Annotated in this window: 18 protein-coding genes and 1 tRNA gene; 6 read left to right on the forward strand and 13 right to left on the reverse strand. The window is 62.7% G+C overall.

Annotated features, from left to right (window positions below; translation table 11 throughout):
* The first annotated feature begins 104 nt into the window (after positions 1 to 104).
* Positions 105 to 896: a TSUP family transporter gene (locus tag N805_RS19700; protein WP_026034499.1), complete on the forward strand. Its 792-nt coding sequence runs from the start codon at positions 105 to 107 to the stop codon at positions 894 to 896.
* Positions 897 to 904: 8 nt separating this feature from the next.
* Positions 905 to 1750: an alpha/beta hydrolase gene (locus N805_RS19705; RefSeq protein ID WP_019471905.1), complete on the forward strand. Its 846-nt coding sequence runs from the start codon at positions 905 to 907 to the stop codon at positions 1748 to 1750.
* A gap of 11 nt (positions 1751 to 1761) precedes the next feature.
* On the opposite strand, the gene N805_RS19710 is transcribed toward N805_RS19705, so the two are convergent.
* The gene (locus tag N805_RS19710) at positions 1762 to 2571 is read right to left on the reverse strand and encodes a helix-turn-helix domain-containing protein (protein ID WP_016497761.1); all 810 of its coding nucleotides are present in this window, start codon (positions 2569 to 2571) and stop codon (positions 1762 to 1764) included.
* Positions 2572 to 2749: 178 nt separating this feature from the next.
* On the opposite strand from N805_RS19710, the gene N805_RS19715 reads away from it, so the two are divergent.
* Positions 2750 to 4192, forward strand: coding sequence for an alanine/glycine:cation symporter family protein (locus N805_RS19715; RefSeq protein ID WP_019471904.1), 1443 nt, complete (start codon positions 2750 to 2752; stop codon positions 4190 to 4192).
* Positions 4193 to 4264: 72 nt separating this feature from the next.
* A complete protein-coding gene (locus N805_RS19720) occupies positions 4265 to 5254 on the forward strand; it encodes an asparaginase (RefSeq protein ID WP_026034498.1) in 990 nt (329 codons plus the stop codon).
* Between the two features lie 106 nt (positions 5255 to 5360).
* On the opposite strand, the gene N805_RS19725 is transcribed toward N805_RS19720, so the two are convergent.
* From N805_RS19725 to fdnG, 7 genes are all read right to left on the reverse strand, one after another.
* Positions 5361 to 5456, reverse strand: a tRNA-Sec gene (locus N805_RS19725).
* 6 nt (positions 5457 to 5462) lie between these two features.
* A complete protein-coding gene (selB, locus tag N805_RS19730) occupies positions 5463 to 7385 on the reverse strand; it encodes a selenocysteine-specific translation elongation factor (protein WP_026034497.1) in 1923 nt (640 codons plus the stop codon).
* Positions 7382 to 8809 (reverse strand): L-seryl-tRNA(Sec) selenium transferase, encoded by a 1428-nt coding sequence (gene selA / locus N805_RS19735; protein WP_019471901.1) that lies wholly within the window; start codon positions 8807 to 8809, stop codon positions 7382 to 7384. The genes selB and selA overlap by 4 nt, the downstream gene beginning before the upstream one ends.
* Positions 8810 to 8961: 152 nt before the next feature.
* On the reverse strand, positions 8962 to 9888 hold the full coding sequence (fdhE, locus tag N805_RS19740) for a formate dehydrogenase accessory protein FdhE (protein ID WP_019471900.1): 927 nt from the start codon (positions 9886 to 9888) through the stop codon (positions 8962 to 8964).
* A gap of 4 nt (positions 9889 to 9892) precedes the next feature.
* Complete coding sequence (locus tag N805_RS19745; RefSeq protein ID WP_019471899.1) at positions 9893 to 10549, reverse strand: formate dehydrogenase subunit gamma; 657 nt, start codon at positions 10547 to 10549, stop codon at positions 9893 to 9895.
* Complete coding sequence (fdxH, locus tag N805_RS19750; RefSeq protein WP_019471898.1) at positions 10546 to 11496, reverse strand: formate dehydrogenase subunit beta; 951 nt, start codon at positions 11494 to 11496, stop codon at positions 10546 to 10548. Before fdxH ends, N805_RS19745 begins: the two co-directional genes overlap by 4 nt.
* Positions 11496 to 14564 (reverse strand): formate dehydrogenase-N subunit alpha, encoded by a 3069-nt coding sequence (gene fdnG / locus N805_RS19755; RefSeq protein ID WP_155412706.1) that lies wholly within the window; start codon positions 14562 to 14564, stop codon positions 11496 to 11498. Before fdnG ends, fdxH begins: the two co-directional genes overlap by 1 nt.
* 322 nt (positions 14565 to 14886) lie before the next feature.
* Here fdnG and N805_RS19765 point away from each other — a divergent pair, with 322 nt between their 5' ends.
* Positions 14887 to 15375, forward strand: coding sequence for a GlcG/HbpS family heme-binding protein (locus N805_RS19765; protein ID WP_026034496.1), 489 nt, complete (start codon positions 14887 to 14889; stop codon positions 15373 to 15375).
* A 70-nt stretch (positions 15376 to 15445) separates the two neighbouring features.
* On the opposite strand, the gene N805_RS19770 is transcribed toward N805_RS19765, so the two are convergent.
* Complete coding sequence (locus tag N805_RS19770; protein WP_016484656.1) at positions 15446 to 15994, reverse strand: single-stranded DNA-binding protein; 549 nt, start codon at positions 15992 to 15994, stop codon at positions 15446 to 15448.
* 9 nt (positions 15995 to 16003) lie between these two features.
* The gene (locus N805_RS19775; protein ID WP_019471894.1) at positions 16004 to 17398 is read right to left on the reverse strand and encodes an MFS transporter; all 1395 of its coding nucleotides are present in this window, start codon (positions 17396 to 17398) and stop codon (positions 16004 to 16006) included.
* A 129-nt stretch (positions 17399 to 17527) separates the two neighbouring features.
* Between N805_RS19775 and uvrA the strand changes: the two genes are divergently transcribed.
* On the forward strand, positions 17528 to 20362 hold the full coding sequence (gene uvrA, locus N805_RS19780) for an excinuclease ABC subunit UvrA (RefSeq protein WP_019471893.1): 2835 nt from the start codon (positions 17528 to 17530) through the stop codon (positions 20360 to 20362).
* Positions 20363 to 20434: 72 nt separating this feature from the next.
* On the opposite strand, the gene bfr is transcribed toward uvrA, so the two are convergent.
* From bfr to rplQ, 3 genes are all read right to left on the reverse strand, one after another.
* Positions 20435 to 20899 (reverse strand): bacterioferritin, encoded by a 465-nt coding sequence (gene bfr / locus N805_RS19785; RefSeq protein WP_003257116.1) that lies wholly within the window; start codon positions 20897 to 20899, stop codon positions 20435 to 20437.
* A gap of 163 nt (positions 20900 to 21062) precedes the next feature.
* Complete coding sequence (locus N805_RS19790; protein ID WP_019471892.1) at positions 21063 to 22502, reverse strand: catalase; 1440 nt, start codon at positions 22500 to 22502, stop codon at positions 21063 to 21065.
* 171 nt (positions 22503 to 22673) lie between these two features.
* Positions 22674 to 23060: a 50S ribosomal protein L17 gene (gene rplQ / locus N805_RS19795; RefSeq protein ID WP_003255451.1), complete on the reverse strand. Its 387-nt coding sequence runs from the start codon at positions 23058 to 23060 to the stop codon at positions 22674 to 22676.
* Positions 23061 to 23088 lie beyond the last annotated feature (28 nt).

Genomic DNA, 23088 nt, shown 5'->3' on the forward strand with positions numbered 1-23088 from the left:
AGAGCTGACTTCCACTCAGAGGCGTAACTGCATTGAATAGTTGACTCTCCTGCTTGCCAGCCGGGGAGCTTCCCCACAACAAGTACAAGGAACGTTCAATGTCTCTGATCGAATTCGATTTGACGCTTGTTCTGATACTCGCGTTCGTTGCACTCATGGCCGGCTTTTTCGATGCGATCGCCGGAGGCGGAGGCTTGATCACGCTCCCGGTGCTATTTATCGCCGGTATAGAGCCCTTGGCAGCAATTGCCACGAATAAAGTCCAAGCCGCTTCGGCTACCGTTTCGGCTACATGCGCTTTCGCCCGAAAAGGCATGATCGACTGGAGGCGAGGCAGCCCAATGGCGGTGATGTCGTTTATTGGAGGGGCCTTGGGGGCCTTGTCCATAACCTACGTGCCCAAAAGCTTTTTGCAGGCATGTGTCCCACCCTTGCTGATCCTGATAGCAATCTACTTTGCCTTTAGTCCAAAGCCGAATGAGCAAACGCGTAAGGCGAAGTTATCGAGTAGCCTGTTCTGCGTAACGGTTGCGCCAATCATTGGGTTTTATGATGGTATCTTCGGCCCTGGCGTCGGCTCGTTCTTCATGCTGGCCTGCGTAGTTCTACTAGGCCAACAGCTGATACAAGCCGTGTGCACCAGCAAGCTTTTGAACGCAGCCTGCAACCTGGGCGCGTTGTCAGTATTTTTACTCAGCGGAGCGATCATCTGGCCGCTGGCGCTGGCAATGGCGATTGCCGCCTTTCTGGGCGCACAATTAGGTGCGCGCTGCGCAGTTCGTTTCGGCTCTCGCCTCATAAAGCCGCTGCTGGTCAGTGTCTGCATCATCATGGCATTCAAACTACTGCTCGACACGGGCAATCCACTCGGCGAGTGGCTCGATCAGTTTTTCTAGAGGGCGCCATGCACTTGCAAAAGGGATCTTCTCAGCGTCTGAAATGGCAATTTGACGAACCCGCCCCGGGCAAAGAACTGTTTATCAACGAAGCGTTTGGCAACTACCAGCAACAGGCCCGGTTGCTGGTACCTGATACCGAGCGCGCAGCGCCGGCATTGGTGCTGGGTGGCGCGCGCTCGGACTTTACCCGGCTCAACCCACTGCTCTATCGCTTGCAAGCCGCTGGCATCGGGTCGCTCACCGGCAATCTTTCTGGTCACAGCCTCGCCAGCGAGCCAGGCGCAGTGGCACCGTCACTGGCTACCAACCTCAAAGAGGCACAGCGGTTTCATACGCATATCGCACCTCGATGCCGAACACTGATCGGCCACAGCCTGGGCGCGGCAATCACGCTGAAACTTGCAGCACGGTTGCCGCAAGTGGACAGGATCGTGTTGATCTGCCCAGCGGTTTATCCAGATGATGCCCACCGGGCGCCGTTTGGCCCGGCATTCACCACAGCCATCAGCAAACCCTACGGCTTTCTGGACAGCGACAGCTACGCCTTCCTCAAGCAGTTCCAAGGCAGAGTGCTGATGGTGATTGGCGAGTATGACGGGCTCAACTCACAACGATTCGGCAAAGGCCCAGGGACCAGTGCAGGTAGCCTGTGGCTGGCCGGTGCCGAGCGCTACAGCCCGATTCCTGAAGAAGTTACCCAGGCCCTGATGCAATCAGTTCCAGCAGCCCATTTGCAATGCCTGTTTCTTACCGACTGCGACCATGGCATCGCTTCCCACTTACGCAGTACGCCAGCGATTGCGGATCAGGTTGCCAGCGCCGTGGCGGGATTCATCCTCGAAGACGCCTGACTTGTTGAGCATTACTCGATCTCGAACAAACTGTTGCGCAACGGCCCCACACTCAACCGCTCACGCACATCATCATCTATTCGCGGATCATCCGGGCGGTACAGTTTCACCTGACGATAGGCATTGATGCGATTGATCTCCTCGCCCAGGTACTCCCACACCACCCGGGTGCATGCCGGGTTGCGCCGGTCGCCGCTGGAAACCCCGGCCTTGAGGCCGTTCAGGCGGGTGATGCGGCTTTTAAAGCTGGGGATGAGAATGGTCTGGCTCATTTCGTTGAAGGTGAGCGACTCGTAGTCGATGAGGAACACCCGGTCCTGCAGCTGGAACGCCGCGCCCAGGTAGCGGCAGCGCACCTCGGCATGCTGGTCCGTGGCACTGGAACGCTCCTGGCGCTCCTGGCGCTCGAACAGGAAACGGCCGCGCTCTTCCCACAGGTGCACCAGCGAGACCAGGATCGTGCCCGGCACCGACATGCAGTTGGAATACTCGAAGTAATAACCGCAATAGCGCGACAGGTTGCCCGCATGATCATGCAGCGGGCGGAACAGCTCGCTAATCGGGTCGCTGGGCTGCTCGGCCAAGGTGGACACCCGAGCGCCGATCAGCCGGGCGAACTGCTCGGCCGGCAGGTTCAGTTCGTAATCCTCGACCCCGAAGAAATCGCCAATGCGCTTGAGGTTGAACGCCGTCGGACGGCTCTGCCCGCTCAGGTACTTGTTGAACTGAGCGCGGTTGATCGAGAGCTGCCGGCAAACTTCGGAGATAGAGCGGTAGTGGCTGCAAGCCAGTTTGAGGTTGGTGGCGAAATGATCGCTCATGTGCGGAACCCAGGTGACGCGAATGACGCCATTGTAGCATCAACTAGCATCAAGTCAGAGCAACCCGCGAAATTGTAACGACTCTTGTCATGGCCAACCATTCGCCCCAACGAATAGCGGTGCGCCTGCCGTCCGCTGGTCATTCCACACGAAGAATAAGAATCGAGGTCATTTTCCAATGCTCGAAGTACTCAACGATTTCCTTTCGGGGAAACTCCTCATCGTGCTGATCGTAGGGCTGGGTAGCTACTTCACTATCCGTTCGCGTTTCGTTCAGTTCCGCCATTTCGGCCACATGTTCACCGTTTTCAAGGAATCGCTGCGTGGCCAGGCAGGCCAGCTGAGCTCCTTCCAGGCCCTGATGCTCAGCCTGGCCGGCCGCGTTGGCGCCGGTAACATTGCCGGTGTCGGTATCGCCGTGACCCTGGGTGGCCCGGGCGCCGTGTTCTGGATGTGGGTCACCGCACTGGTGGGTATGTCCAGCAGCTTCTTCGAGTGCACCCTGGCCCAGGTCTACAAGCGCGCCGACGGCGACGGCCTGTACCGTGGCGGCCCGGCCTACTACATCCAGCACGGCCTGAAGCGCAAAAGCATGGCCATCGTGTTCTCGATCCTGCTGCTGGTCACCTACGGCTTTGCCTTCATCGGCCTGCAGTCGTACACCGTGACCCACTCGCTGCAGAACGCCTTTGACTTTGCCCCAAGCCAGACCGGTATCGTCCTGGCAGTGCTGCTGGCCATCACCTTCATCGGCGGCATCAAGCGCATCGCCGCAGTGTCGGACCTGCTGGTACCGATCAAGACCTTGGCCTACATCGGCGTGACCCTGTACGTGATCGGCACCCAGATCGAACACGTGCCGGCCATGCTGGAAACCATCTTCAAGAGCGCCTTCGGCCTCGACCCCGCGTTCGCCGGCCTGCTCGGCAGCGCCATCGTCATGGGCGTGAAGCGTGGCGTGTTTGCCAACGAAGCGGGCCTGGGCAGTGCGCCGAACGTCGCCGCCGTGGCAGCCGTGAAACACCCGGGCGCCCAGGGCGTGGTTCAGGCCTTCAGTGTGTTCCTCGATACCTTCGTGATCTGCACCTGCACCGCGCTGCTGATCCTGCTGTCGGGCTTCTACACCCCGGGCTTCGAGGGTGACGGCATTGTCCTGACCCAGAACTCGCTGGCCGCCGTGGTCGGTGACTGGGGCCGTGTGTTCGTCAGCGTGGCGCTGTCGCTGTTCGTGTTCACCTGCATCCTCTACAACTACTACCTGGGCGAGAACAGCCTGCAGTTCCTCACCCGCAACCGCGTGGTGCTGATGGTGTTCCGTGGCCTGGTGCTTGCACTGGTGGTGTGGGGCTCGATGCAAGACCTGTCGACCGTGTTCGCCTTCGCCGACATCACCATGACCTGCCTGGCTTTCGTCAACCTGGTGGCCCTGGCCCTGCTGTTCAAGGTCGGCCTGCGCGTGATGCGTGACTACGACGACCAGCGCAAAGCCGGTATCGGCCAGCCTGTGTTCGACTCGAGCAAGTTCGCCGACCTGGACCTGGACCGCAATGCCTGGCCTGCCAACCCGCAGGTGGAAACAGCCGCTGACAAAGCAGCCGTCCAGGCTCAGCCGCAGCGCTGATATCCTCCCCTGCCCAGCCGCCCCTTCCGCGGGCGGCTTTTCTTTCTCGGCTCACCGCTACGGATGTTTTCCATGCGTGCAGTAAAGAATCTCCTCGTTCTCTATACCGGTGGCACCATCGGCATGCTCGAAACCCCAGAGGGCCTGGCGCCAGCCGGTGGCTTCGAAGCGCGGATGCGTGAGCACTTTGCCAAGATGGCCGATGCCCCCCAGGTGCACTGGTCGCTTCAGGAGCTGAACCCGCTGCTCGACAGCGCCAACATGCAGCAGCACAACTGGCTGGCGATGCGCGATGCCATCGTCGAAGCCGTGGATGTGGCAGGCCATGATGGTGTGCTGGTGCTGCACGGCACCGACAGCATGGCTTACAGCGCCGCGGCGTTGTCGTTCTTGCTGCTGGGCCTGCCAGTGCCGGTGCTGCTGACCGGTTCGATGCTGCCGGCAGGCGCCGCAGATAGCGATGCCTGGGCCAACCTGTGCGGCGCGTTGCACCATTTCGAATCCGGCCTGGAAAATGGCGTGCAACTGTACTTCCATGGCCAGTTGCTGCATGGCTGCCGGGCGTCGAAGTTGCGCAGCGAGGCGTTCGATGCCTTTGCTGCGCTGCCGCGCCATCGTGACAGCGAGCGGGCCGATATTATCCCTGCCGCACTTGGCTACAAGCAGCCGCGTCAGCCGGTCAACCTGGCAGTCGTGCCGGTGTTCCCCGGGCTGCAGGCCGCGCACTTGCAGGCCTTGATCGACAGTGGTGTGCAGGGTTTGCTGCTGGAGTGCTACGGCAGCGGTACCGGGCCGTCGGATGACCAGGCGCTACTGGATGTGCTTAGCGCAGCGCGCCAGCGCGGCGTGATGCTGGCAGCGATCAGCCAGTGCCCTGAGGGTTCGGTGGTGTTCGATACCTATGCGGCGGGTAACCGCTTGCGTGGGGCCGGGCTGGTCAGTGGCGGTGGCATGACCCGTGAGGCGGCGCTGGGCAAGATGGTTGCGCTGCTAGGGGCGGGGCTGGATGTGGATACCGCAGAACAGTGGTTTGCCCTGGATCTGTGTGGGGAGCGGGCTTAGGTTTCACCCTTCAGGGCCTATTCGCGGGTGAACCCGCTCCCACAGGTACCGTGCAAGTCCCAAGGGCTGTGAAGCGCCCCGTAGAGCCCCGACAGGCGAATGAAAATGGCGGAAGGCAGCGGGAGTCGAACCTGCCCGGGAACGGCTGCCGTCCCCAACCGGGTTTGAAGCCCGGCCGCGCCACCGGGCGCGATTGCCTTCCTTGAACTCAGTGCCTGGCCTGTTGCTGGGCCAGGGCGCTGTCGGCGCGGATGTGACGCTGGTCGGCCACCCTGCGGGTCAGGCCGATGCGGTCGAAATATTCCAGAATCTGCACACTGCGCTTGCGACCGATGCCCAACATATCGCGAAACGCGGCCACCTGCACTATCGGCGTTTCGTTGGCCTGCCCCAGCAACAGCTCTGCCATGCGCTGTAGTGTCGCCTCTGGGTAGAACAAGTCACGCACCACCTGGTGCACCACCCCGAGCCGAGCCAGCTTGCGCAGCAGCAGGCGCACGTCGGCTTCGGCGCAGTTTTCCTCATTTGCCAGCGTCCTGACCCAGGGCGGATCGTACTGCCCGTCCAGCAACTTCGGCTGCAAGCGCGCCCACAACGCACTGTCGGCTTCGCTCAACTGCACCTTGTGATCGGGCAGATGCATCCACGGCCCGCTGCTGGCGATGGCGCCGTCGTGGAGCAGTTCGTCCAGCAGGCTGACGAATGCCGGCCGCTCCAGGGGCAAGGCCGCAAAGCGGCGCAGGCGGTCTCGGTCCGGGCCAAGCTGGTCAGGTTCCTGCTCATGGAACCGCGCCAGCTGCTCCAGTACCTGTTGCTTCAGCGCCAGCCACTGGACGTTGGCGAACAGCAGTTGGCCCTGCCGCGTGGCCACCACCAATACCCCCTCCGGCAATTGCCAAGTTGTGCGCGGGCGATTGAACTGCCGCTCGAGCCGCTGGGGATCAATGCCACCGGGCGCGCTGGCGAGCAGTGCTGGCAGGGCCTGCTCCAGGTCCTCGGTATCTCGTAGCACCTGCAACTGCCGCAGGCGCTCATTGCTGCGGCGCTGTCGGCTTGGCGCAAACGGGTCCAGTACCTTGCCGCCCCCCAGGGTGCGCTGGGCACGCTGGTCACGCAGCACCAGGCGATCGCCGTGCACGGCCTGCAACGGTGCATTGAGCAACAGCTGGGCGAACATGCGCTGGCCCGCCGCCAGGGACTCGCCTTCGAGCAAGGCCACGCGGGCCGTTACATCCTGGGTGCCGAGGTGCACGTGTACAGCGCTGAAATGTTCAAACGTGCGGGGCTCGCCTGGCAGCAGGTTCAGCTCGATATCCACCCGCACGCTGGGCGCATGCAGCCACTCGGGCACCAGCCAGTCACCCCGATGCACCTGCTCCAGCCCCAGGCGTTCGGCCGTGATATTCAGCGCCACCCGCTGACCTGCCTCGGCCACCAGCGCGGCCTGGTTCTGCGCATGCAGGCCACGCACCCGCACCGGTTTGCCGGCCTTGCCCAGCAACAAGGTGTCGCCGGCACTGACCCGCCCGGCCAGCGCCGTGCCCGTGACCACCACGCCGGCACCGGTAACCGCGAAAGCGCGGTCGACGGCCAGGCGAAAACCGCCACCATCGCTGCGCTTGCGCACCGCTGCTTCGGCCTCCAGCAAGGCCTGACGCAGCGCAGCCATGCCTTCCCCGCTGATGCTCGACAATGGAAACTGCTGCGCCCCGGCATACGGCCCGGATGCCAGCAGTTCGCTGACTTGCAGCTGAACCTCGGCCACGCGCGCCGGCTCGACCCGGTCGCATTTGCTGATCGCCACCAAAGCCTGAGGAATGCCCAACAGCTCGATGATCGCCAAATGCTCGCGGGTCTGCGGCATGACCCCGTCGTCGGCAGCCACCACCAGCAACACCAGGTCGATACCGTGGGCACCGGCCAGCATGTTGTGGATAAAGCGCTCGTGGCCCGGCACGTCGATGAAGCCAGTCAGCGGTGCACCTTCGGCCAACGCCGCGTAGCGATACCCCAGATCGATGGTCATGCCGCGGGCACGCTCCTCCTGGCGCTGGTCGCCGGCCTGCCCGGTCAGCGCCTGCAGCAGTGCGGTCTTGCCATGGTCGATATGGCCGGCGGTACCGACGATCACTGCACCGGCCCCAGCTGCAGGGCGGGTAACTGCGCCAGCCACTGGGCTTCGTCATCCAGTTGGCGCAGGTCCAGCCACAGGGCGTCGTCATCGATACGGCCGAGCACCGGTACCGGCAGGCCACGCAGTGCCCGCTCCAGCACATGCAGGCTGCGCCCTCGCAACTTCTTCGATACCTGCGGGCGCAGGCACAGGGCGGCACTGGGCAAGCGCGCCACCGGCTGGCTTCCACTGCCGATCATGCCCAGCGCCGGCTCCACGCTGACAGCCCACTGCTCACCGAGCAGAGCCTTGAGCCCAGGCGCCAGGCGCTCGGCCTGGGCCTGTATCTCGGCCTGGCTGCGGGTCAACAGACGCAGGCTGGGCAGGCGCTCGGCCAGGCGGTCCGGGTTACGGTACAGCGCCAACACCGCTTCGAGTGCAGCGAGGGTGATTTTGTCGACGCGCAGCGCACGCTTGAGCGGGTTTTTCTTGATCCTGGCAATCAAGTCCTTGCGACCGACGATGATCCCGGCTTGCGGCCCGCCCAGCAGTTTGTCGCCACTGAAGGTGACGATATCGGCGCCGTCGGCCAACGCCTGGCGCACCGTGGGTTCAGCGGGCAAGCCCCAGCGAGTAAGGTCTAGCAGGCTGCCACTGCCCAGATCTTCGAGCAGCGGCAGCTCATGTTGGTGGGCGATGCGCGCCAGCTCGGCCGTGGGCACGTGGGTGGTAAAGCCCTGGATGCTGTAGTTGCTGCAATGCACGCGCATCAGCAAGCCGGTGCGCGGGCCGATGGCAGCCTCGTAGTCGCGGGCGTGGGTGCGGTTGGTGGTGCCGATCTCGTGCAGCTTCACGCCGGCACGGGCCATGATGTCGGGGATGCGGAATGCGCCGCCGATCTCGATCAGCTCGCCGCGGGAGATGATGCCCTCCTTGCGCGCGCCCAGGCTGTTGAGCGCCAGCAGCACAGCAGCGGCATTGTTGTTGACCACGGTCACGGCTTCGGCACCGGTCAGCTCGCGGATCAGGCCTTCGATCAAGTCATCGCGGTCGCCACGTTTGCCGGTGGCCAGGTCGAATTCCAGGTTGAGCGGATAGCGGGCGGCGATCTGCATGGCCTCGATGGCTTCTTCCGGTAGCAAGGCGCGGCCCAGGTTGGTGTGCAGTACGGTGCCGGTGAGGTTGAACACGCGGCGGACCTGGCTGCGTTGCTGGGTGGCCAGGCGCTCGCCGGTGCGGCCCAAGAGGATTTCGGGGGCCAGTTCGGCGGGGGTGAGTTCACCGTTGCGGGCGGGAGCGCGTAGGTCGTCGAGCAACTGGCGCAGGGTGGCCAGGACCGCGTCGCGGCCGTGGCGGTCGATCAGTGCGAGGCCGGCCGGGTGGCGCAGGAGGGTGTCGATGGAAGGCAGGCGTGAGGTGTCGCTGGCGAGGCTTGAAGGCATGCGGTACTACCTTGGCTAATCCGGTGTCTGTACTGGCCTCTTCGCGGGTGAACCCGCTCCCACAGGTTCCGCGCTGCATTCAAGGCTTGCGCAGTACCTGTGGGAGCGGGTTTACCCGCGAAGCAGGCAACACGGTGTTTCAGTGTAGACACTCAGCCACCACCCGGCGCGAGCATCAGGTTTGGTGCCAGGCGATGGAAGCCCTCCTCGTCCAGGCGCATATCCAGCGCCAGGCTGGCCAGGTCGTCGGCCAGCGCCTCGGCTGCAGCGTCGTTTTCCAGATAATTCTGCTTCAGGTACGTATTGCACCCTGGGCAGCACTCCGCACGCAGCGGCGCTTTGCCTGGCGCATGGCGGTCATCCTCAAGACTGGTGTAGCGCAAGTCCTTGCTCGACTCGCAGTACACGCACTTCACCCGCACCACATGCCATTCACAGGCGCACAGCGAACAGGACAGATAGCGCAGGCCATTGTGCTTGCCGCGGTTACGCACCACCCCGGCCATTGCCGGCGAACCGCACGCCGGGCACTGGGCCAGGCTGCCGGCGGGTTTAAGCTCCGGCGTCGGCAGTGCCAGCAACCAACTGGACCAGGCCGCTTGGAGCGCGGCCCCAAGGAACGGCACCAATGCAGCAGGCACCGCGTCGTATTGACCCGCCAGCAAGGCAATGCCCCAGCCCTTGCGCTGGTCGTCATCGCTGCCGCGCAGCACCTGCAACGCTTCACCCAACGGGCCGCCTGTAGCGCCGCTGAAGTGCTCCAGCAGGGCCTGCAACCAGACAAGCCACGGCCCTTCACGCACCAGGCTGTCGGCCGCCAGCGGCGGCAAGCCATGATTTATGCACAGGCGTTGACGCTCCTCGGCCACCGGCATGCCACCGGGTGGGTTATCCACAAGCTGCTGCTGGATGCGGCATAACCGTGCGATCAGCCGCAGATAGTCGCCAAGGGCATTGCCATCGGCCAGTTGCTCAAGGCGCGCAGCGCGCAGTTCGAACAGATTGGCGGGGGGCAGGTGCAGGAACGGCGGCGCTACCGCCGACGCTTCGATCTGCCCGGGTTCAAGTATCGTGCTCAAGCGCTCATCCTTCTTTTCGTCCGTGATCGCCCGGCGTCTTGTCGCCAGTCACTTCGCGGTACCACAACGCATGGTGCTTGCGCGCCCAGGGGCGGCTGACCCAGCCATGCAGCATGGCGCCGATCGAGCCCTTGATCCAGATACCGGCGTAGATGTGCACGATGATGCTGAGGATCAGCACGAAGCCCGCCAGTGCGTGGGCAAGCGATGCCAGGCGAATCGAGCCTATATCAAAGAAGTGACTGAAATAGGCCCGCCAGATCACCACGCCGCTGATCAACAACACCAGCATGCACAGCAATAGCGTCCAGAACAGCAGTTTCTGCCCGGCGTTGTATTTACCAATGGGGGGCACGCCGTCTTCGCGGTTGACCATCACCCGATCAATGCGACGCAACCACAGGCGGTCGTTGGCGGTGATGAAATTGGCACGCCAGAAGCGGAACACCAGGCCGAGGAAAAACACGAACATCGCCACGCCCATGAACGGGTGCAGGATACGCGTCCACGGCCCGCCGCCGAACAGGTGGCTTAACCAGAACAGCGCCGGGTGAAACAGCGCCAGCCCCGAAAGCCCGGCCATGAAGAACAGGAGGGCGACGATCCAGTGGTTGGTCCGCTCGTTGGCGTTGTAGCGCAGGATGGGTTTGTTGTCGTTCATGGCCGCTGCTCCCCTTGCCCACCGGGCTGCTTCGGATCGTAGACATGCACCGCCGGGTCCACCTGGTGCACGCTGTCATCGGGCGGCGCTGGGTGCTCGTCCTCCTCTACCCGCTGCGGGCCAACCCGCACGTAGTGGAAGAACCCGGCCAGCACCGCCGCGCCCATGGCCAGCAGCGCCAGCGGCTTGGTGAAGCCCTTCCACAGCCCCACCAGCGGGCTGATCACCGGCTGGTCCGGCAGGCCGGCATACAATCTGGGCGTGTCGGCATGGTGCAGCACGTACATCACATGCGTACCGCCGACCCCGTCCGGGTCGTACAGCCCGGCGTTGTCGTAGCCGCGCGACTTGAGGTCGACGATGCGCTCGGCGGCGTGCACCTTCATTTCGTCCTTGCTGCCGAACACGATCGCCCCGGTCGGGCAGGTTTTCACGCAGGCCGGCTCCAGGCCCACGCTCACGCGGTCGGAACACAGGGTGCACTTGTACGCCTTGTGGTCCTTCTGCGAGATGCGCGGGATGTTGAACGGGCAGCCGGTGATGCAGTAGCCGCAACCGATGCAGTGGTCCTGGTTGAAGTCGACGATGCCGTTGGCGTGTTTGATGATCGCCCCCGGGCTCGGGCAGGCCTTCAGGCAACCGGGGTCGGCGCAGTGCATGCATCCATCCTTGCGGATCAGCCACTCCAGGTTGCCATCGTCGCGCTCGTGCTCGGTGAAGCGCATCAGGGTCCAGGTCTCGGCGGTGAGGTCCTGAGGGTTGTCGTAGGTGCCGTGGTTGTGGCCGACCTCGTCACGCAGTTCGTTCCACTCCGAACACGCCACCTGGCACGCCTTGCAGCCGATGCACTTGGTGGTGTCGATCAGCTTGGCGACTTCCTGCTGCTGGCGTACCGAGGGCGGTACGGTGGTGGTGGCCGAGCGGGCAATGATGTCTTGGCTGGCCATCAGAGTTTCTCCACTTTGACGAGGAACGACTTGGACTCCGGCGTCTGCGTGTTGCCGTCACCCAGGAATGGCACCAGGGTGTTGGTCAGGTAGCCATGCCGGGTGGCACCGGTGAAGCCCCAGTGCAGCGGGATGCCGATCTGGTGCACGGTCTGGTTGTTGACCTGCAGCGGGCGAATCCGCTTGGTCACCACCGCCACCGCATCGATATGCCCGCGCTTGCTCGACACCCGCACCCGGTCACCGGCCTTGATGCCTTTCTCATTGGCCAGCACCTCGCCGATCTCGACGAACTGCTCGGGCTGGGCAATGGCGTTGAGCCGGCAATGTTTGCTCCAGAAGTGGAAGTGCTCGGTCAGCCGGTACGTGGTTGCCGCATACGGGAACTCGTCGTGCGTGCCGAGGGTGTCCCACACCGAGTCGAAAATGCGCCCGGCCGGGTTGCTGACCACCTTCTTGTTCTGCGGGTGCAACGGGTTGATGCCGATCGGCGTTTCAAATGGCTCGTAGTGCTCCGGGAACGGGCCTTCGGCCATCTTGTCGATGGCGAAGAAGCGCGCCACGCCTTCGGGGTTCATGATGAACGGGTTCATCCCCGCTTCCGGTGGCGAGTCGACCTTGAAGTCCGGCACGTCGGTGCCGGTCCAGGCCTTGCCGTTCCACCATACCAGGCGCTTTTTCTCCGGGTCCCACGGCTTGCCTTGCGGGTCGCTGGAGGCACGGTTGTAGAGGATGCGGCGGTTGGCCGGCCAGGCCCAGGCCCAGTTCTGCACCTGATGCATGCCGTAGGGGTCGCTGTTGTCACGACGGGCCATCTGGTTGCCCTGCTCGGTCCAGCTGCCGGCGAAGATCCAGCAGCCGGACGCGGTGCTGCCATCGTCCTTCAACTGCCCGAAGCCCGACAGCTGCTGGCCGGCTTTGAGCGTGGCGCCGGTAGCGTCGGTAACGTCGGTGACTGCCCAGCCGTTCATCTCCTTGGCCAGTTCCTCCGGGGATGGCTCTTCGGGAATCTTGTACGGCCAGCTGATGTTCATCATCGCGTCAGGGTAGGCGCCGCCCTCGGCCTGGTAGCGTTGGCGCATGCGCAGGAACAGCTCGCTCATGATTTGCACGTCGGTGCGGGTTTCGCCCGGTCCGTCGGCGCCCTTCCAGTGCCACTGCAGCCAGCGGCTGCTGTTGACCAGCGAGCCATCTTCCTCGGCGAAGCAGGTGGTGGGCAGGCGGATCACTTCGGTCTGGATGCTGGCCGTGTCGACATCGTTGAATGGCCCGGCGTTGCGCCAGAACTCCGAGGTTTCGGTAGCCAGCGGGTCCATGATCACCAGCCACTTGAGCTTGCCCAACGCCGCTGTCACGCGGTTCTTGTCCGGCAACGCAGCGATCGGGTTGAAGCCTTGGCACACGTAGCCGTTGACCTTGCCCTGGCTCATCATCTCGAACATGCGCAGCACGTCATAGGCAGGCACGTCGAGCTTGGGCAGCCAGTCATAACCCCAGTTGTTTTCTGCCGTGGCGTTGGCGCCGTACCAGGCCTTCATCAGGCTGACGTGGAACTTGCCGTAGTTCTGCCAGTACGACAGTTGCCCCGGGCGCAGCGGCTTGGATGCGCGCTTGTCGATGTAGGTGGCGTAGTCCTGCTCGGCATCGCCAGCCAGGGTCAGGTAACCCGGCAGCGAGTTGGACAGCAGGCCGAGGTCGGTCAGGCCCTGGATGTTGGAATGCCCGCGCAGTGCGTTGACCCCGCCACCTGGCATGCCGACGTTGCCCAGCAGCAGCTGGACCATGGCCGCGCTGCGGATGATCTGCGCGCCGATGGAGTGTTGCGTCCAGCCCAGTGCGTAGAGAATCGTCATGGTCTTGCCCGGTGCCGAGCACGTGGCGATCTCTTCCCAGACCTTCATCATGGCATCCTGCGGCATGCCACAGATCATGCTGGCCAGTTCCGGGGTATAGCGGCTGTAATGCTGCTTCATCAGCTGGAACACGCAACGTGGGTGCTGCAGGGTCGGGTCGACCTTGGCAAAACCGTCCTCACCCAGCTCGTAACCCCAGCCGGACTTGTCGGCATACACGCGCTTGGCCTCGTCGTAGCCGCTGAACAGTCCGTCCTCGAAGCCATAGCTCTCTTTGACGATAAACGACACGTCGGTGTAGTTGCGCACGTATTCGTGCTGGATCTTGTCAGTACTCAGCAGGTAATTGATCAGCCCGCCCATGAAGGCGATGTCGGTACCGGTACGGATCGGCGCGTAGTAGTCCGCCACCGAAGCGGTACGGGTAAACCGTGGGTCGACCACAATCAGCCGCGCCTTGTTGTGTGCCTTGGCCTCGGTCACCCATTTGAAGCCGCACGGATGCGCTTCTGCTGCGTTGCCACCCATCACCAGGACCAGATTCGCGTTGGCGATATCGGACCAGTGGTTGGTCATGGCGCCACGGCCGTACGTCGGGGCAAGACTTGCCACCGTCGGGCCGTGTCAGACACGTGCCTGGTTATCGAACCCCAGCATGCCTGTTGCGCGGACGACCTTGTGGGTCAGGTAGCCAGCCTCGCTGGAGGCGGCGGAGGCAGCAAGAAAACCGGTGGTAAGCCAGCGGTTGACGGTTTGCCCCTGGGCGTTCTTCTCGATGAAGTTGGCGTCGCGGTCCTGCTTCATCAGGTCGGCGACGCGGTCGAGCGCCTCGTCCCAGCTCACCCGCACCCACTCCTTGCTGCCCGGCTTGCGTACCTCGGGGTACTGCAGGCGGCTTGGGCTGTGGATAAAGTCCAGCAGGCCGGCGCCTTTCGGGCAGAGTGTGCCGCGGTTGACCGGGTGGTCGGCGTCACCTTCGATATGAATGATGCTCTGTTTGACGTTCTTGCCCGCATCGCCCTGGCTGTACATGATCAGGCCACAGCCGACCGAGCAGTAAGGGCAGGTGTTACGAGCTTCTTTCGTATGCGCCAGCTTGAAGTGACGCACCTGCTCGGCGAATGCCGGCGTCGGGGCCATGCCCAACGCCGCCAGGCTCGAGCCTCCAAGGCCGACGGCGGCGACCTTGAAGAATTGCCGACGGTTGAGGTCCATCGTGCACTCCTGATCAGGTGGTGGACGCGCGGAACATCGCCGGCGCCTCTTGGTAGTCACGGTGGCGGTTTTGACGGCCGCCAACAGATAAGACTAGTCAAGAATCCGAAACGTGCGATGACCTGGGTCAGGGGCGATGCGGGTTGGTGCATGGCTTGTAGTTGCCTGGGTACCTGTAGACCCACTTCATTGCCTGACATGTAACCAAAAGCAAAAAAACCATCTGCCAGGCAGTAGCCCCACGTGAACTTCAGAAACGGACTACATCCAAGGGCGACTGCCGCTTGCTAGCTTCGCGAAAAATCCTAGGGATGGTGCTCACATGAACAAGAACTGCAGCCGCGTCGCACTCTTGATGGTCTCGCTATTACTGGCGGCCCCGTCGCTGGCTGATCCTCCGAAAACCACGCCTACGTCCCCCATCACTTCCGAAGCCGCTCGAACAATGGCCGCCAACGCCGAGCGCGCTGCCCGTGCCCACGGTTATGCCATCGTCATCAGCATCGTCGACAGCCATGGCAACCTGAAGCACTTCCACCGCATGGACGGCACCAGCAGCGGCAGCATCCAGGTCGCGCAACTCAAGGCCTCGACTTCGGCTCGCTTCCCGCTTTCCTCCAGCTCGCTGGCAGACCGTAGCGCCGCACTACCCGCCAATCCCTACGCATCCTTGCCAGGCTTCACCCTGTTGGGCGGCGGTTTGCCGATCATCGACGGCGACGGCCAGCATATCGGTGGCATCGGCATCAGCGGCGCTACGCCGGAACTGGACGCGCAATTCGCCCAGGCGGCGCTGGATGGCGATGCCTGAGTTCACGCATAAAAAAACCCAGGGCAACTGCCCTGGGTTTCTGGTTTTGCGTGACGCCTGACCGCTCGAATCAGAACGGAATATCGTCATCGAAGCTGTCGAAGTCAGCGGCCGGCTGCGGCGCAGGCTGCTGGGGCGCTGGGCGCTGAGGGGCCTGTTGCGGGCGCTGGGCCTGCTGGCGAGGCGGTGCCTGGTTGTACTGTTGTGGCTGGCCACCCTGGTTGTAGTTGCCGCCACCCTGATTGTACGGGTCGCCGCCTTGCTGCTGGCCCTGCGGACGGCCGCCAAGCAGCTGCATGGTGCCGTTGATGTCGACGATGATCTCGGTGGTATAGCGCTTGATGCCGTCTTTTTCCCACTCGCGGGTCTGCAGCTTGCCTTCGATGTAGCACTGCGAACCCTTGCGCAGGTACTCGCCAGCGATTTCGGCAACCTTGCCGAACAGCGACACACGGTGCCACTCGGTACGCTCGACCTTCTGGCCCGACTGCTTGTCGGTCCACTGCTCGCTGGTAGCCAGGCTCAAGTTGGTCACGGCGTTACCGTTGGGCAGGTAGCGGACTTCGGGATCCTGGCCACAGGTGCCGACCAGAATGACTTTGTTAACCCCACGGGCCATAACGTTCTCCTAGGCTTCGCACGCCGAAGAGGCCGGATTCACCAGGCGCTCGAGGGTCGTACGGTCCAAAATTTTCGTATCCAGTTTGATATAGATGGCGGCTTCTTCTTCCACCACAACGGCGTCGGTCACACCCGGCACGGCCATCAGGCGCTCGGTCAGGCCGGCTTCCCGGACTGCCTCTGGCGTCAGCGGCATGCGCAGGCTGGTCACATAGGGCGGCTCGTTCATGCGCAACGCGACGACCAGCCAGATGGCACACAGAACCGCGCAACCGAGGAACACCATGTTCAGCCCGCCGTGCTGGAACAACCAGCCACCGAGGATTCCTCCCAAGGCAGCGCCGAGGAACTGGCTGGTGGAATAAACCCCCATCGCCGTCCCCTTGCCACCGGCAGGCGACACCTTGCTGACCAGCGAAGGCAGCGAAGCCTCCAGCAGGTTGAATGCGGTAAAGAATACCACGGTGCCAATCACCAGTCCGCGCAAACCGTCAGCCCACTCCCAGAAGTATATCTCTGTCAGCAGCAGGACACTGACCGCACCGGCCAACACGCGTTTCATCTTGCGCTTTTTTTCGCCGTAGATGATGAACGGGACCATTGCAAAAAATGAGATGAACAGCGCGGTCAGGTATACCCACCAGTGCTCCTCCTTGGGCAGCCCCCCGCGCTCGACGAAGGCCAGTGGCAATGCGACGAAGCTGGCCATGAGGATGGCGTGCAGCACGAAGATGCCCACGTCCAGGCGCAGAAGGTCCGGGTGGCGCAGGGTCGGGCCGATGGCCTGGCGTGCCACACCGGACTCGCGGTGCTGCAAAATGCTGTGCGTGTTGGGCACTACAAAAGCGACCAACAGGATGCCGACCAGGGCGAGACCGGCTGTGGACAGGAACAATCCTGACAAACCAAAGGCACTTGTCAGCAATGGGCCGACGACCATGGCGACGGCGAACGACAGGCCGATGCTCATGCCGATCATGGCCATGGCCTTGGTCCGGTGCTGCTCGCGGGTGAGGTCGGACAGCAGCGCCATGACTGCGGCAGAAATCGCCCCGGCGCCCTGCAGGATACGCCCGGCGATCACCCCCCAGATGGAATCGGCCTGGGCCGCCAGCACACTGCCCAGGGCAAAGATCACCAGCCCCAGGTAAATCACCGGCCGACGGCCGATGCGGTCGGAAATCATGCCGAACGGGATCTGCAGTACCGCCTGGGTCAGGCCATAGGCACCAATGGCCAGGCCGATCAGCGCTGGCGTGGCGCCGGCCAGGTCCATGCCGTAGGTGGCCAGTACCGGCAAGACCATGAACATGCCCAGCATACGAAAGGCAAAGACCAGGGCAAGGCCGCCAGCGGCGCGGGTTTCGCCGCCACTCATGCGCTCGTTGTGGGTGTCGTGCATGGATTAACCTCGTGTGAACCGGCGGCGATTCTATCAGTCCGACAGCTTGACGGCATCTACGCGACGCTTTGCCGCGTAGTGGCAGGGCGCCGTATACTTCTTTGTTTATGCCCGCCGAGCGAGGCTGCAGTGGACAAGATCCTGATTCGTGGGGCACGTACCCACAACCTGAAGAACATCGACCTGACCCTGCCCCGGGACAAGCTGATCGTGATCACCGGCCTGTCCGGTTCCGGCAAGTCGTCCCTGGCGTTCGACACCCTGTACGCCGAAGGCCAGCGCCGCTACGTGGAATCGCTGTCGGCCTACGCCCGGCAGTTCCTGTCGATGATGGAAAAGCCCGACGTCGACACCATCGAAGGCCTGTCGCCGGCCATTTCCATCGAGCAGAAGTCGACCTCGCACAACCCACGCTCCACGGTTGGCACCATCACCGAAATCTACGACTACCTGCGCCTGCTGTATGCCCGCGTCGGCACGCCTCGTTGCCCGGACCACGATATCCCGCTGGAGGCGCAAACGATCAGCCAGATGGTCGACCTGGTGCTGGAGCGCCCGGAAGGCAGCAAGCTGATGCTGCTGGCACCGGTGGTGCGCGAGCGCAAGGGTGAGCACCTGGCGGTGTTCGACGAGCTGCGCGCCCAGGGCTTCGTCCGCGCCCGGGTAAACGGCAAGCTTTACGAGCTTGATGAACTGCCGAAGCTGGACAAGCAGAAGAAGCACAGCATCGATGTAGTGGTAGACCGTTTCAAGGTCCGCGCCGACCTGCAGCAGCGCCTGGCCGAATCGTTCGAGACCGCACTCAAGCTGGCCGACGGCATCGCGCTGGTAGCGCCGATGGACGACGAAGAAGGCGAAGAGATGATCTTCTCCGCCCGCTTCGCCTGCCCGGTCTGCGGCCATGCCATCAGCGAGCTGGAACCGAAGCTGTTCTCCTTCAACAACCCGGCTGGCGCCTGCCCGACCTGCGATGGCCTGGGGGTCAAGCAGTTCTTCGATACCAAGCGCCTGGTCAATGCCGAACTCACCTTGGCCGAAGGGGCGATCCGCGGCTGGGACCGGCGCAACGTCTACTACTTCCAGATGCTTGGCTCGCTGGCCGCGCATTACGGCTTCAGCCTGGAAGAACCGTTCGGCGAGCTGTCGGCCGAGCACCAGAAGGTCATCCTGCAAGGCAGTGGCAAGCAGACTGTCGACTTCAAGTACCTCAACGACCGTGGCGACATCGTCAAGCGCTCGCACCCGTTCGAAGGCATCGTGCCAAACCTTGAGCGCCGCTACCGCGAGACCGAATCGGCCACTGTGCGTGAAGAGCTGGCGAAGTTCCTCGGCACCCAGCCCTGCCCGGATTGCCGCGGTACCCGCCTGCGCCGCGAGGCGCGGCATGTATGGGTTGGCGAAAAGACCTTGCCGGCGGTGACCAACCTGCCGATCGGTGAGGCCAGCAGCTACTTTGGCGACCTGACCCTGACCGGCCGCCGTGGCGAGATTGCTTCAAAGATTCTCAAGGAAATCTGCGAGCGCCTGCAGTTCCTGGTCAACGTCGGCCTCGACTACCTCACCCTCGACCGCAGCGCCGATACCCTGTCCGGTGGCGAAGCGCAGCGTATCCGTCTGGCCAGCCAGATTGGCGCCGGCCTGGTCGGGGTGATGTACATCCTCGATGAACCGTCCATCGGCCTTCATCAGCGCGACAACGACCGCCTGCTGGCTACCCTCAACCACCTGCGCGACCTGGGCAATACGGTGATCGTGGTGGAGCATGACGAGGACGCCATTCGCCTGGCCGACTACGTGGTCGACATCGGCCCCGGGGCCGGTGTACATGGTGGCCAGATCGTCGCCGAGGGCACACCGCAGCAGGTCATGGACCACCCCGATTCGTTGACCGGCAAGTACCTGTCCGGGCGCAAGAAGATCGTCGTGCCGGCCAAGCGCACGCCCCGCAACAAGAAGCTGCAGCTCAAGCTCAAGGGCGCGCGCGGCAACAACCTGCAGAACGTCGACCTGGAAGTCCCGATCGGCCTGCTGACCTGTGTGACCGGGGTATCCGGTTCGGGCAAGTCGACCCTTATCAACAACACCCTGTTCCCGCTGGCAGCCACCGCCCTCAATGGAGCAAGCACCCTGGAAGCGGCCCCGCACAGCAGCATGGACGGCTTGCAGCATCTGGACAAGGTGGTGGATATCGACCAGAGCCCGATCGGCCGTACCCCGCGCTCGAACCCGGCGACCTACACCGGCATCTTCACGCCGATCCGCGAGCTGTTCTCCGGCGTGCCGGAATCGCGCTCACGCGGCTACGGCCCGGGGCGCTTCTCGTTCAACGTCAAGGGCGGCCGCTGCGAGGCTTGCCAGGGCGACGGTTTGATCAAGGTGGAGATGCACTTCTTGCCAGACATCTACGTCCCGTGCGACGTGTGCAAGAGCAAGCGCTACAACCGCGAAACCCTGGAGATCAAGTACAAGGGCAAGAACATCCACGAGGTGCTGGAAATGACCATCGAGGATGCCCGCGAGTTCTTCGACGCAGTACCGGCGCTGGCGCGCAAGCTGCAAACGCTGATGGATGTGGGCCTGTCGTACATCAAACTGGGCCAGTCGGCCACCACACTGTCTGGCGGTGAGGCGCAGCGGGTGAAGCTGTCGCGCGAGCTGTCCAAGCGCGATACCGGCAAGACCCTGTACATCCTCGATGAACCCACCACCGGCCTGCACTTTGCTGATATCCAGCAGCTGCTGGACGTGTTGCATCGCTTGCGCGACCACGGCAACACCGTGGTGGTGATCGAGCACAACCTGGATGTGATCAAGACCGCTGACTGGCTGGTGGACCTGGGGCCGGAGGGTGGTTCCAAGGGTGGACAGATCATTGCCTGCGGTACGCCGGAAGAGCTGTGTGAGATGAAACAGTCTTACACCGGGCATTACCTGAAGCCGCTGCTGGAGCGGGATCGGGCCTGAGTGTTGCCGCCGCAATGAAAAAGCCCCTGGTACCGTTGGTGCCAGGGGCTTTTTCTTGAGTCTGTGGATAACTTACATCTGCGACTGCAGGTAGTTCTCCAGGCCAATGGCCTTGATCAGCCCTTGCTGCTTCTCCAGCCAGTAGGTGTGATCTTCTTCAGTATCAGCCAATTGCGCACGGAGAATGTCACGGCTGATGTAGTCCTTGTGCAGCTCGCACAGCTCGATGCCTTTGCACAGGGCGCCACGCACCTTGTATTCGAGCTTGAGGTCAGCCTCGATCATTTCCGGCACGGTGCTGCCGACTTCCAGGTCGTCCGCACGCATGTCAGGGGTGCCTTCGAGCATCAGGATGCGACGCATCAGGGCATCAGCGTGCTGCGTCTCTTCTTCCATCTCGTGGTTGATGCGCTCGTAGAGCTTGGACAGGCCCCAGTCTTCGTACATGCGCGAATGAATGAAGTACTGGTCGCGTGCCGCCAGTTCGCCCTTCAGCAGCGTGACGAGGTAGTTGATTACATCTGGGTGGCCTTGCATCGCCCTGGTTCTCCATGTGAAAACGTCTATGCCACATAGTGTGAACCAGCTTTTGCCTGCGGTCACTGAAAAACGCGCAATCAGGAGCAAAAAATCGGTTAAACAGTAGTGATATTCATTGAAAAACCGCCCAAATGAGGGCGGTTCTGCTTATCACTTAGAGTCAGGCCAGATTGATACCCAAGGCCTTGGCAATCCCTTCGCCGTAGGCAGGGTCGGCCTTGAAGAAGTACTGCAACTGGCGCTGGATCACGTCCTGGCTGACACCTGCCATGGTCCCGGCGATGTTGCTGATCAGCAGCGCCTTCTGCGCCTCGCTCATCAGGCGGAACAACGCGCCGGCGTGGCTGAAGTAGTCGGTGTCCTCACGGTGATCGTAACGGTCCGCCGAACCGTTCAGGGTCAGCGCCGGTTCGGCATGGCGTGGTGACTGCTTTGGTGCCTCAGCGTAGCTGTTGGGCTCGTAGTTCGGTGCACTGCCGTAACTGCCAGTGGCCATGGCGCCGTCGCGCTGGTAGCTGTTGACCGCGCAGCGCGGCGCATTCACCGGCAACTGCTGGTGGTTGGTGCCCACACGGTAGCGGTGTGCGTCTGCGTAGGCGAATACACGGCCCTGCAGCATGCGGTCCGGCGAAAGGCCCACCCCTGGCACCATGTTGCTCGGCCCGAACGCAGCCTGCTCGACTTCGGCGAAGTAGTTGAGCGGGTTCCGATTGAGTTCCAGCACGCCCACCTCGATCAGCGGATAGTCCTTCTGCGACCAGGTCTTGGTGACATCGAAGGGGTTCTCGGCGCGGCTGGCAGCCTCGGCTTCGCTCATCACCTGGATGCATACGGTCCAACGCGGGTAGTCACCACGCTCGATAGCCTCGAACAGGTCACGCTGGGCGTAGTCCGGGTCAGTACCCGCCAGGCGTGCAGCATCGGCCGGGGCGAGGTTTTTGATGCCTTGCTGGGTCTTGAAATGCCATTTGACCCAGGTGCGCTCACCCTCAGCGTTGATCAGGCTGTAGGTGTGGCTGCCAAAACCGTGCATATGGCGGTAGCCGTCCGGAATGCCACGGTCCGAGAACAGGATGGTGACCTGGTGCAGCGCCTCGGGAGAGTGCGACCAGAAGTCCCACATCATCTGGGCGTTCTTCAGGTTGGATTGCGGATGGCGCTTCTGGGTGTGGATAAAGTCCGGGAACTTCAGCGGGTCGCGAATGAAGAACACCGGCGTGTTGTTACCCACGATGTCCCAGTTGCCTTCCTCGGTGTAGAACTTGACGGCAAAGCCACGAGGGTCGCGTTCGGTGTCTGCAGAGCCACGTTCGCCACCGACAGTGGAGAAACGCAGAAAGGTTTCGGTTTGCTTGCCGACCTGCTCGAACAGCTTGGCGCTGGTGTATTGGGTGATGTCGCGATTGACGGTAAAGGTGCCATAGGCGCCCGACCCCTTCGCGTGCACACGGCGCTCAGGGATGTTCTCGCGGTTGAAATGGGCGAGCTTCTCGATCAGGTGGAAGTCGTCGAGCAACAGCGGGCCACGCGGGCCGGCGGAACGGGAGTTCTGGTTATCGGCTACTGGCGCACCGCTGGCGGTGGTAAGAATCTTGCTCATGGGCTCTCCTTATCGGTCTTCAAGCGCCGGCTAATCGGCTTGGAGAGAGTATTGACGAGCAAGGTTACAAGGACAAATTCATTACGTGACTTGTATCAATAGAAATTAACAATATGAGCAGACACAAAAAACCGGGCACTAGGCCCGGTTCTTTGTAGCAGACAGAACGTCTTACTCAGCAGCTTCTACAGCACCGCCGACCGGACGATCAACCAGCTCGACGTACGCCATAGGCGCGTTGTCGCCAGCGCGGAAACCGCACTTCAGGATGCGCAGGTAGCCGCCCTGACGGGTGGCGTAACGCTTGCCCAGGTCGTTGAACAGTTTGCCAACAGCGGACTTCGAACGGGTACGGTCGAAGGCCAGACGACGGTTAGCAACGCTGTCTTCCTTGGCCAGGGTGATCAGCGGCTCGGCAACGCGGCGCAGTTCCTTGGCTTTCGGCAGGGTGGTTTTGATCAGCTCGTGCTCGATCAACGACACTGCCATGTTCTGGAACATAGCCTTGCGGTGAGAGCTGGTACGGCTCAGGTGACGTCCACTTTTACGATGACGCATGATTCATTCCTTACCAAACACTACGTTC

Origin of the sequence: Pseudomonas putida S13.1.2, assembly GCF_000498395.2 — a bacterium.
GTDB lineage: Bacteria > Pseudomonadota > Gammaproteobacteria > Pseudomonadales > Pseudomonadaceae > Aquipseudomonas > Aquipseudomonas putida_Q.